A 10,003-nucleotide genomic window follows, 5' to 3' on the forward strand; every position below is an offset into this window, starting at 1 on the left:
ATGGCATAGACTACTCGTCTCAAACGGGTCTGTGCCATGTCAGTAGTTTCCAAAATGCTCTGGGTCCTCGAAAGCCGGTCGCGTGAGCCGCTGGGCCTTGACGAACTGGCTGCTGTCACCGACAGGTCCAGAAGCTATCTCTCACGCATCTTCCCTCTGATCACCGGCTATTCGGTTACGGCCTATCTCAGGGCGAGGCGGTTGAGCGATGCGGCCCGCCAGTTGGCCGATGGTGCCCCCGATATCCTGTCGGTCGCACTGGAGGCTGGGTATGGCTCGCATGAGGCATTCACCCGCGCGTTCCGCGACCAGTTCGGCATCACGCCGCAACTGGTTCGTCGCCAGCGCAATCTCAATGGGATCACCCTAGTGGAGCCTCTCAGAATGGATATCGCAACCCCCGTCGCCATCGAGCCACCCCGGTTCGAAAATCGCCCCGAAATGATTTTCGCCGGCATTGCCGAGCGACACCAGATGAACAACCCCGCCGGCTTGCCCGGCCAGTGGCAGCGCTTTCAGCCCTATATCGGCAATATCGACGGCGCCATTGCCGGTGCAGCCTACGGAATGGTGGACGAAATCGCGGACGACAAATTCGAATATGTTGCCGCAGTGGAAATGCGGCCGGGAGCATACGTGCCATCCGAACTCCAGAGGGTCGTCGTGCCGGCCCTGAAATGGGCCCGATTTACCCATGCCGGGGACCTGTCAACGATCCGCCAGTCCATCGGTGTGCCTTGAACCAAAAAATTCAATACGGCTTGCGGAAATCCCGACCCCGGAGCCTGTTCCTGAACCATATGTTCCCACAGATTGAACCATAAAGTCCGATCTGGGCACCCAGGTTGAACCATATCTTGGAATGACCCGTTTCGCCACAGGCCGCCGGACTTATGCCCCGGGATCGAACCCATCTAAGAGCGCTCGCTCAAGAATTGCGAGTTCGGTGGGGCGGAGCATTTTGCCAACCTGATCAGCCAGATGGAAGTGCTCCATAATGGAGTTCCCGCCAATCGCGACCACCCAAGGCGTGCTGAGGGGACTATCGCACATTGCGCACCGCCCGGCGCCGGGGCCGTTGAAGCGAAATATCTGCAGGCCTGCCAGCTTCACAATCCGCGCCGGGTCGGTAAGGCCCTCCACTCTTCTTGAGCCAGTCTTTCGGCCTCACGTTCGACCTCAAGAAAGTCAAAGGCCAGCCGACATTCGCCAACGAGCCACTTACCAAAAACATAGAGAGAGGTTGTTGGAGGCACATACCAGGTCCGCGTGTTGGCATCCCAACGAGCGCCACGGGACTTTGCCTCATCCTTCTCAGAGAAGGGGACAGCGAGATAATGCTTATCTCCGCCTCGCAGAAGGAGTTGAGCAGTTATTTTGTCCAATGAATCCCCCAGACTCGAGTGACCTTAGCCCCTGCGCACACCACTCCCTCCTGGCGTGTGATCGTCTCGTTCCTCGTAGTCGAAGTCGTCATCGTATTTCAGCGACGGCGTGTTGACCGAGCTGGTGACACGCTGGATCCAAATGACTTCATCGATGATGTCGTAATCGAAGTACCAGCCATCGACGATGATACGGTTTGAGCCCTGTATCGGTATCTCGGAATCCGTGAACCCGGCGCTTGGGCTAGACCCAACAAGGGCGCGACCGCGAGCGACGATGTTGCGAAACGTCACGAGGCCTTGGTTCGTTCGGCCTTTGAGATACTGGGCTTGCTTGGCAATGTCGGCTTTTGCATCGGAGGAGAAACGAACTTTCATCAAGCCGCTTTGCCGCCGCGGATGATTTCGTCGAGCTCGGCCAGAACGTCGTCAGCATCATGCCCACCGCCGGCAGCAGCTTCTTCCCGACCGCGGAGAACCGAAAGACAAATCCCGCCTTCCGCCTCGTGGGCGAGATAATATTTGAGCGCTCGGACGATCACCCATGTCCGGGTTCGCTCTGAGCCCTCAGCAATCTTTTCGATATCGGCCAGCATTTCAACCGGCAACCTCATGGTGATGGGGTCAGACATATCTGCCATAGCGCTCTCCATTTTGTATTACATGTATTACAAACGAGGCAAAAGTCAATTCTCTCTTGATAGCTGGGGCCAAATCCCCAGATAGGTCACTTTGGCGTGTCGCGGCATTGCGCGGGGAGCCGCAAGAGGCAATTGAGAGGCTGTGGGACAGCTACCTCGAGGCCGAGACGGCGATCACATGGAGCTGGCCGGGGATCGAGTGGGAATTCCTGATTTCTCAGGACCGGTCTGAAAAACTGCGCTCTGGTATCGGGATCTAGTTTGAACATTTCATGTTTCAAACTCCGTACATGTCGCGTATTTATGAGCATGAAATGATCGAACAACTGCCCGATAAGCTGCTGCGCCTGCTCTCCATCGGGCGCCTGACGTTTTCGAAGGATGAGGTGCCCTCCCTACTTGGAATGAGCCACTCCGCCTTCGAGGATGCGTCGCAGCGCGCCATCAACAGGGGGCGCCTGCTTCGGCCCCGGAGAGGATTTTACGTCATCGTTCCCCCTCAGGAAATGGCCTACGGCGCGCCGCCGGCAGCTCAGGTGATCGACGATCTCATGAGGTATGAAGGCGCCCCATATTATGTGGGGCTTCTGAAGGCGGCAGAGCTGCACGGCGCCGCCCATCAGGCGGTGATGGCATTCCAGGTCGTCTCGACGAAGCGAATGCCGTCCATTCCCTATGGTCGCGGGGTTATCGACTTCTTTTACAATGGCACCATGCCGCCGGACGAACTGATCGAGCGCAGGCAAACGGCGGCCGGCTTCTTCAGCCTGTCCTCCGCGGCGCTGACGGCGGCAGATTTGCTGCGCTACCCACGGGCGTCGGGGTCGATCGACGCCGCGGCCTCGGTGATCGGAGATTTGGCGGAGCAGATCGAAAGCGCTGCGATCGCCAGCCTGAGAGGCGTTGTCCCCACGCCAACGCTTCAGAGGCTGGGATATATCCTCGAACAGGTGGGCGCCGCCGAGTTGGCGAATGACGTCGACAAGGCCATCGCCGGTGATGGCCGCCGCATTGAGCTGGATACTTTCGTCGCTACCCCTCAGGGTGGCCCTGAGGCGCTGGACGATCGATGGAAGGTCGTTGTTCGCCGACCTTTGGAGCTAGACGGTGATTCCCAGGAATTTTCTCCTCGAATGGGCTGAACGCACACCTTGGCCGGAACAGGACCAAGTCGAGCAGGACTTGGTGCTGAGTAGAGCTATCACGGCTATCTTCGCCGATGACTTCTTGGCCGAGCGCCTGGCGTTCCGCGGCGGGACCGCCCCTAACAAGCTCCTGCTCCCAATAGCCTATCGCTACTCGGAAGACATCGATCTGGTGCAGGTCGCGCCAGAGCCGATCGGTCTCGTCCTGGACCGCCTCCGACTGGTTCTCGATAGCTGGCTTGGCAGGGCCAATTCGGAGATCAAAGAGAACGCCGCCAAGCTGAGGTATAAGTTCGTCTCCGAGACTGGTGTAGCACGGAAGCTAAAGATCGAAATCAACACCCGGGAGCATGGCGCACATCTGGGCTACGACACCCGCGATTTCTCTGTCGACACTCGCTGGTTCAAAGGTCAGGCGAGCGTGAGAACCTTCCAGCTGGAGGAAATTTTGGCCACCAAGCTCCGCGCGTTGCTCCAGCGCGACAAGGGGCGTGATCTTTTCGATCTAAAACAGGCGGCGGAGCTTTTGCCACACCTGGACCACGACCAGGTGATCGAGACTTTTCAGAAGTATCTCGTCGTATCTCGCGCAAACGCCGAGCACAGTGTTCTGGTAAAGTTGGAGCGGGGCACGGCCTTAGACGATCTCCGCCCCTTGGTGCCGCTGACCATGGCTACCTCTGTCACGACCGAAGGGGCAATGGCCGCGGTAGCGTATGTATTGACCTGCCTAGCAGCGAAACTCCCGGGGGCAACCGGCGAATTGACCGAGCAACGCATCGAGCGCCTGGGTCTGGAGCCCTACATGGAAGATGCCGTAAGGTTTTGCGCTAGATCCTCGTCCACCTTACGTCGATAGCCCGCCGTCAGCCTGCAGCGCTATCAAGGCCTTGGCGAAATGAATGCCGAGCAGCTCTGGGAAACCACGCTCGACCCCAACGCCCGCACCCTGCTGCGCGTCGAGATCGACCAGACCGACGAGGCCGACGAAATCTTCACCGCCCCCATGGGCGACCTAGGCCATGAAAGGCGACCCCGACGGGAGCAGGGCGCTCACATCGGGGTTTATGGTTCAACTTGTTGAACTTTATGGTTCAATTCGAACTTTATGGTTCAGGGAACATCGGTGCAGCCGAAGGTTGGCTGAGCGAGAACGATCACGAACCGAGCGAGGCCAGCTACAGCTTCCTTGAGTATATGGTCCAGGCTTTGATGCGCGCAGCGGCAGCGGTGATATCGAAATCTGGTTTGGCCTCAAGGCCTGAGGCCTTTCAATCGATCATGATGCGCGCTAGAGCCTGCTGCAATCCATCAGCGGGAGTGCGCATCATGCTTATTCTGTCCGATCCAAGCGGGCTCGATCATGCCGCCCTGGAAGAAGGATCCGTCTTCGCGCCGCGCTTCGACGCCCACGGTCTGCTGACAGTTGTGACCGTCGAGGCAGACAGCCAGGACATTCTGATGGTCGCCCACATGAACGCCGAAACGCTTTCCCTGACGCTCGAGACCGGGATTGCGCACTACTGGTCTCGCTCGCGCAAGGCGATTTGGAAGAAGGGCGAAACCTCTGGTGAATTGCAGGAAGTGGTGGAGTTGCGCACCGATTGCGACCAGGACTGCCTGGTCATGATCGTGCGCCAGACCGGACGGGGCGCGGCCTGCCACACGGGCCGCAAGAGCTGCTTTTATCGTCGGGTGACCATCAAGGATGGCCAGGCTGCGCTGGAGGACACCGGCATGCCTCGCCTGTTCGACCCCAAGGACGTCTATGGCGGTTAAGTCTTTCGCTCAAACAGCGGGACAAGCAGGAAGCCAGCAATAAAGCCGCCCAGATGGGCCTGCCAGGCGATTGAGAGCGAATTGCCGGTCAGGAGCGGTACGAGCGGTACAGCGGCATTCAGTGCCAGCCAGACCAGTGTGAAGAACCGCGACCGAGGTCTGACGAAGACCTCCCCGATACCAGCGAGCCGGCGGCCAAGCACCACCGGCTCGCCGGTTTCGGGATGCCGCGCCATCAGCACCGGCTGGAATAGGAACCGGATGGCCGCGCCGGTCAGTCCCGCCACGCCCCCCGATGCCCCGATCAAATAGACCTGGCTATGAAGCGTGGTGGCCGCGAACAAGGCCGCCCCACCCGCCGCCGAAACCAGGAACAGCACCAGCATCGGCGCTGCGCCATAGCGCCGCGCCACCGGCGTGCCGAAGATGGCCAGCCATGCGGCGTTGATCAGCAGGTGATCCCACCCTGCATGCAGGAAGGCGTGGGAGAAGAGGGTCCAGACCAGGGGAACGGCAAGGCCTGGATCAGCACTTGCCGCCACGATACGATAGGGCTGGAACGCGAACCAGACCAGCAACTCCAACTGGCCGTTCGGGTTAAGAACCAAGGTTGACGCCAGGTGAACAGCGACAAGAATGCCTATGAGGCCGGTTATCGAGCTCGGTAGCAAGAAGACCGGCTCACGCTGCCGAACCTGCCCGGAATTGGGCGACTGATCCTGATCATTCATTGGCAACATCCTGAAGCCGCGGCAGTGCGCCCACTTGCTTCAGCTTTTCCACATTCGGCCACGGACGTTAACCTTAACTATTCTTTAAGCGCGCGTTCGGCCCTGCATTTTGCGATGGTTCGGGAAGCGCGGCGGGCCTCCTTGCGAGGACGCCTTAGCGTCTCAAATTGCGGGTCCGAACGATGCAGATGCCGAGCACCAAAACACTCTATACATACTGGAATGCGATTCGGGGTTCCCGCAGCGCGCCGGACCGGCGCGATATCGACCCCACACGCATTCGTGAGGCCCTGGCAAATACCTTCATCCTGGAATTGGACGAGGCCGACAAGTTCTCGTTCCGCCTGGCAGGATCGCATCTGTGCACCAGCTACTGCCGTGAGCTCAAGGGTCGCTCCTTCTCCGCGCTTTGGCATGACCGCGACAGCGACGCCATGGACACTCTGATCCGCGCGGTCACAGAAGACCACGCGGTCGCCCTCGTTACGTTCCAGGGGTCGACGGCTCTGCATACCAAGGTGAGCTTCGAGACCATTCTCATGCCCCTGCGCCACAACGGCTCCACGCACACCCGTATCCTGGGCGCCATGTCCGCCCTGGAAGAACCCTATTGGCTCGGGGTGCAGCCGATCCTTGAACAGCGGATCACCGGTCTGCGCCTGATCTGGCCCGATGAAGTACCCGCCGAAGAGACCCAGCGCGAGGTGCTGGCCAATGTGGTCAATGACACAGAGTTCGCGCAGGCCACGCCACCTTCGGCCATGCCCACCACGGTCTATGGCCGCACCGCGCGCCGTTACGCACATCTCGCGGTGATCGATGGCGGTCGCAACTGATTGGCTCGCCTTTGATCCGTCTCTCGCCGTCAACTCTCACTAAGCGTTAACCAAGACCCGATAACGTTGCTGTGGTTTTCCCCAGTGCGTGGAACAGGTTGACGTATGCTCAGTGACGACATTTCTGCTCCGCAAACCCTTGCCAGCCTGCATACCGATGCGGGCGAAAGGCGTTTTCAGCGCGTGAAGGTGTCGATCCTGGGCCGCTATATGCTGGCCGATCGCCGCGAATTTCCCTGCCAGGTGCTGTCCATGTCTCCTGGCGATGCGGTGGTCATCGCACCTGTCCCCGGAATTGTCGGCGAGCGCATCGTTGCCTATCTCGACCACCTCGGCCGTATCGAGGGCACCATTCTCTCGCAGGTCGACGGTGGGTTCGTCATGGACCTGGCCGCTTCCCCCCGCAAGCGGGACAAGATGGCGGCGCAGCTGACATGGCTGGCCAACAAGGACCTGCTTAACCTGCCGGAGGATCGCCGCCACGAGCGCGTGGTCCCGGACATCCGTCATTCCACTGTCGTGCTCGACGATGGCCGGCGGTACAATTGCAAGATCATCGACATATCCCTCTCCGGTGCCGCCGTAGAACTCGATGTCCGCCCGGCCATGGGCACACCGATCACTTTGGGGCGCATGCGTGCCCGCGTCGTCCGGCACTTCCAGAACGGCGTTGCCGTGGAGTTTGTGGCGGCTCAGGAAATGCTGACCGTGGTTCAGCAGAACCTGCGAATGAACTGACGCTCACACAGCCATTCACTTTTCATTGCCTCGTCTGCAGCCGCTGGACAGCGCCCGCCGCTGCCGCGGGGCTATGGTCAATAAATCCCTGCAAACACAGATAAAACACGCATAAAAACTGCGCGGCACTTTTCGGATCGGGGCAATTGGGCGCCCCTAGTGTGGTCTCCATCAGGGAGACGACACAATGTTTTTCAACAAGAAGGGAATGCTGGCAGGGCTGATCGCCCTCCTCGCAATTTCTCAGGCAGCCCCAACCGCAGCGCTGGACTTCAGCAATGTGGCCTTTGTCCAGACCGTGTCGGGTACGACCTCAATTCCGGTCGGACACCTCGAGTTCTGCCGATCCAATCCCGCCGAATGCCGCGCCTATGACCGCGTAGTACCAGCTGCGGTTCTCGACGACCGATCCTGGCAGCAATTGGTTTCTGTGAACGCGCACTACAATCAGTCAGTGGTGCCGGTTACTGACCAGGATCTCTACAAGGTTGCAGAGTTCTGGACCTATCCGAACGGCTATGGCGACTGCGAGGACTTTGCCCTCGCCAAGCGGCGCGACCTCATCAATTCCGGCTGGCATCCGAGCACCTTGATGATTGCCGTCGTCAAGGAAGCCAATGGCAATGGCCATGCCGTGCTTTTGGCACGCACCGATCGCGGGGATCTCGTGCTGGACAACCAGGACGGCGTCATTCGGCTCTGGAGCGACACGCCCTATAAGTTCATCAAGCGCCAGTCCCAGGCCAATGCTGGCCAGTGGGTCGACATGATCGACGACCGTGTGCTGGTGGTTGCCGCCGCACATTGACCGGTTTCCGGACCCCGCCCCAAACCTATCCCTGATAGGGGTCTGAAGAGCAAGGCCGGCTGCGCGCGAGCACAGCCGGCCTTGCTGTATGCGTTTGGGGCAAAGCGCTACTGATACCGGAGAGCCACGTAGACGCTGACAAACAGCAGTCCCGTTATGAAGGCCCAGCCGAAAGCCACCAAGGCCGAAATCAGCACCGATGGCATTGAAATCGTTCCGTCTTCCTCGTGGCTCCAACCCACCTGCAGCATGATGTAGGGCCCGCAGACAAAGCTCATCGCCAGGTGTCCCAGAGAGGCAAGATAGGACTTTCCGTCCCAGCGCAACATGGCCTGCTGGCGGGTGAGCCATTGGTAGAGATGCGTCCCCGCCCCTGCCACGCAAAGCCCGACGCCAATGATAAATGCCGCAAGCAAGAGTTCTTTGGTCATGCCTATCCCCGTGCCATTCGTCAGTGCCGCGAAATTGTTTACCTTTTATTAAGCATATTGCTCGCCCTAATGGCTGTCACCCCGAAGCGAGCATTCTGGTTAATTTCCACCATGGCGGCCCCTGACATCCACGCGAATGCGTCTGACGGCGGGCGAGGCCATATTGCCTACAACCTCGCCGGGATAGCCGTTTTGATGCTGTTACTGGCCGTTGGCCTCGCCTACGCCATCGATCAGGCGGGGCGAAATACACGCCGTCCCCTGCCCGCGCTCTCAGATTCTGATCCGGTGACCCAGACAGTTGCAGGCCAGGAATTGCATATTCCGACAGCCTGGTATCGCTACGGCGAACACATCAAGCCCGGCTTTGTCAGCCAGATCGACCTGACATTTGCCCTGCAACTGGAGCCCGGCGTGCCACCCGTGCCGGTTGATGTTACCCTGTTGTCGCGCTCGGGCGCCCGGTCCAGCGGTGCATTGCTGGACGCCGTCTATCTGCATCAATTTGGGGAAGAGGCCGTGGGTGGTATCCCCGGACTGGTAGGAAAGCCGCTACTGGCGGCAGAAGGATATGCGGGCGAGACGGTTTGGTACGATCCGTTGTCGCCGGCCCCGTTCGTGGCCAAGTGCTCCGAGGCGCCTGACAAGAGCCGAGCAGATCGATGCCTCAGAACCATTCATCTGCCGAACGGGCTGGCGGCGGTGCTGAGTTTTGACGCCCAGGCCCTTACGGCCTGGAAGCAGTTCGACGCCGAACTCGCCCGTTGGCTGGGCCAGATCGGCGCGCTGTCGTCTTAGTCGATATCATCGAGATCAATGTCCAGAATGGACATGGAGAACATGTAGGACTTGTCGCCGTCTTCGTCATCGACATGGATCAAGCCGATCGACTCTTCGCCAATGAACACTTCGACAGAGTCGTTGAGCTTGGCGCGGGGGCGAACGTCAATATTGCGATTGTTGAAGGTGCGCTGCAAAAACTTCTGCAGCTTGATAATCTCGGGGTGGTTCACGGGAGCCTGTCCTGCTGATTGCGTTGAGCCGCCAATCTAGTGTCTGAAAAGGCGCTGACAACCCCAGCGCCCCGCAATTTGGTGGGTAGAAACGTGTCTCCCACATTGCCTCGGCGACACGGTGCAATATCTCCGGCACTCCTACCCCTCCAGATCATCCCCCGGCTCCCCCAGAGAATAGAACCTTGAAAGGGTTCTGGCCCATTTGAGATGGGTGGCATCGAGCCCGATGAGATAGGAAGTGCTGATGTAGGGCCGATCGCCCAGACGCGGGTGGCCGATAACCGTGCCGACCAGGACAGTGCCGCGGGGTAAGACCGGGACGAATCTCCAGTCGTGCAAGCGCGGGGCCATCTCCAGAATATCGGGGCCGGGACGCCAGCCGGCGCGCAGACGCTTGAGCGACTGGCGGGCGGCGGCGATCTTGCGGCGCATATGCTCGCTCAACCTCTCCTCATCGACATCGATCAGGCTGTCGAGGTCCATCAGGCCGATA

Annotated in this window: 15 protein-coding genes and 1 pseudogene; 9 read left to right on the forward strand and 7 right to left on the reverse strand. The window is 59.6% G+C overall.

Features of this window, described 5'->3' with window-relative positions; all coding sequences use genetic code 11:
* Positions 1-36: 36 nt before the first annotated feature.
* Positions 37-741 carry a helix-turn-helix domain-containing protein gene (locus QZ564_RS18070; RefSeq protein WP_297113115.1) on the forward strand — a complete coding sequence of 235 codons (705 nt, stop codon included), beginning with the start codon at positions 37-39 and terminating at the stop codon, positions 739-741.
* A 368-nt stretch (positions 742-1,109) separates the two neighbouring features.
* Here QZ564_RS18070 and QZ564_RS18075 read toward each other — a convergent pair whose 3' ends face one another.
* The 3 genes from QZ564_RS18075 to QZ564_RS18085 are packed head-to-tail and all read right to left on the reverse strand — an operon-like array spanning position 1,110 to position 2,026.
* Positions 1,110-1,385 carry a DUF5710 domain-containing protein gene (locus QZ564_RS18075; RefSeq protein ID WP_297113118.1) on the reverse strand — a complete coding sequence of 92 codons (276 nt, stop codon included), beginning with the start codon at positions 1,383-1,385 and terminating at the stop codon, positions 1,110-1,112.
* 24 nt (positions 1,386-1,409) lie between these two features.
* The gene (locus tag QZ564_RS18080; RefSeq protein ID WP_297113120.1) at positions 1,410-1,763 is read right to left on the reverse strand and encodes a hypothetical protein; all 354 of its coding nucleotides are present in this window, start codon (positions 1,761-1,763) and stop codon (positions 1,410-1,412) included.
* Positions 1,763-2,026 carry a ribbon-helix-helix domain-containing protein gene (locus tag QZ564_RS18085; RefSeq protein ID WP_297113122.1) on the reverse strand — a complete coding sequence of 88 codons (264 nt, stop codon included), beginning with the start codon at positions 2,024-2,026 and terminating at the stop codon, positions 1,763-1,765. The genes QZ564_RS18080 and QZ564_RS18085 overlap by 1 nt, the downstream gene beginning before the upstream one ends.
* Before the next feature lie 314 nt (positions 2,027-2,340).
* Here QZ564_RS18085 and QZ564_RS18090 point away from each other — a divergent pair, with 314 nt between their 5' ends.
* The 4 genes and pseudogenes from QZ564_RS18090 to hisI all read left to right on the forward strand — a co-directional run bounded on the left by QZ564_RS18090 (position 2,341) and on the right by hisI (position 4,950).
* Positions 2,341-3,168: a type IV toxin-antitoxin system AbiEi family antitoxin gene (locus QZ564_RS18090; protein ID WP_297113123.1), complete on the forward strand. Its 828-nt coding sequence runs from the start codon at positions 2,341-2,343 to the stop codon at positions 3,166-3,168.
* On the forward strand, positions 3,134-4,030 hold the full coding sequence (locus QZ564_RS18095; protein WP_297113125.1) for a nucleotidyl transferase AbiEii/AbiGii toxin family protein: 897 nt from the start codon (positions 3,134-3,136) through the stop codon (positions 4,028-4,030). The genes QZ564_RS18090 and QZ564_RS18095 overlap by 35 nt, the downstream gene beginning before the upstream one ends.
* 6 nt (positions 4,031-4,036) lie before the next feature.
* A pseudogene (locus tag QZ564_RS18100) lies at positions 4,037-4,255 on the forward strand (hypothetical protein); the annotation flags it as partial.
* A 245-nt stretch (positions 4,256-4,500) separates the two neighbouring features.
* Positions 4,501-4,950 carry a phosphoribosyl-AMP cyclohydrolase gene (gene hisI, locus QZ564_RS18105; protein WP_297113128.1) on the forward strand — a complete coding sequence of 150 codons (450 nt, stop codon included), beginning with the start codon at positions 4,501-4,503 and terminating at the stop codon, positions 4,948-4,950.
* Here the strand turns inward: hisI and QZ564_RS18110 are convergent.
* Positions 4,947-5,681 carry a rhomboid family intramembrane serine protease gene (locus QZ564_RS18110; protein ID WP_297113129.1) on the reverse strand — a complete coding sequence of 245 codons (735 nt, stop codon included), beginning with the start codon at positions 5,679-5,681 and terminating at the stop codon, positions 4,947-4,949. The two genes, hisI and QZ564_RS18110, sit on opposite strands and share 4 nt — an antisense overlap.
* A 188-nt stretch (positions 5,682-5,869) precedes the next feature.
* Between QZ564_RS18110 and QZ564_RS18115 the strand changes: the two genes are divergently transcribed.
* From QZ564_RS18115 to QZ564_RS18125, 3 genes are all read left to right on the forward strand, one after another.
* The gene (locus QZ564_RS18115; RefSeq protein WP_297113132.1) at positions 5,870-6,517 is read left to right on the forward strand and encodes a PAS domain-containing protein; all 648 of its coding nucleotides are present in this window, start codon (positions 5,870-5,872) and stop codon (positions 6,515-6,517) included.
* Positions 6,518-6,622: 105 nt separating this feature from the next.
* On the forward strand, positions 6,623-7,255 hold the full coding sequence (locus tag QZ564_RS18120; protein WP_297113134.1) for a PilZ domain-containing protein: 633 nt from the start codon (positions 6,623-6,625) through the stop codon (positions 7,253-7,255).
* 187 nt (positions 7,256-7,442) lie between these two features.
* Positions 7,443-8,063, forward strand: coding sequence for a transglutaminase-like cysteine peptidase (locus QZ564_RS18125; protein WP_297113136.1), 621 nt, complete (start codon positions 7,443-7,445; stop codon positions 8,061-8,063).
* Positions 8,064-8,170: 107 nt separating this feature from the next.
* On the opposite strand, the gene QZ564_RS18130 is transcribed toward QZ564_RS18125, so the two are convergent.
* Complete coding sequence (locus QZ564_RS18130; protein ID WP_297113138.1) at positions 8,171-8,494, reverse strand: hypothetical protein; 324 nt, start codon at positions 8,492-8,494, stop codon at positions 8,171-8,173.
* Between the two features lie 69 nt (positions 8,495-8,563).
* On the opposite strand from QZ564_RS18130, the gene QZ564_RS18135 reads away from it, so the two are divergent.
* On the forward strand, positions 8,564-9,292 hold the full coding sequence (locus QZ564_RS18135) for a hypothetical protein (RefSeq protein ID WP_297113140.1): 729 nt from the start codon (positions 8,564-8,566) through the stop codon (positions 9,290-9,292).
* On the opposite strand, the gene QZ564_RS18140 is transcribed toward QZ564_RS18135, so the two are convergent.
* Complete coding sequence (locus QZ564_RS18140) at positions 9,289-9,507, reverse strand: DUF3126 family protein (RefSeq protein ID WP_198875254.1); 219 nt, start codon at positions 9,505-9,507, stop codon at positions 9,289-9,291. The two genes, QZ564_RS18135 and QZ564_RS18140, sit on opposite strands and share 4 nt — an antisense overlap.
* Before the next feature lie 141 nt (positions 9,508-9,648).
* Positions 9,649-10,003: DUF6634 family protein (locus QZ564_RS18145; protein WP_363312510.1), on the reverse strand; the 355-nt coding region annotated here is incomplete at its 5' end.

This window comes from uncultured Devosia sp. (assembly GCF_913055165.1).
GTDB lineage: Bacteria > Pseudomonadota > Alphaproteobacteria > Rhizobiales > Devosiaceae > Devosia.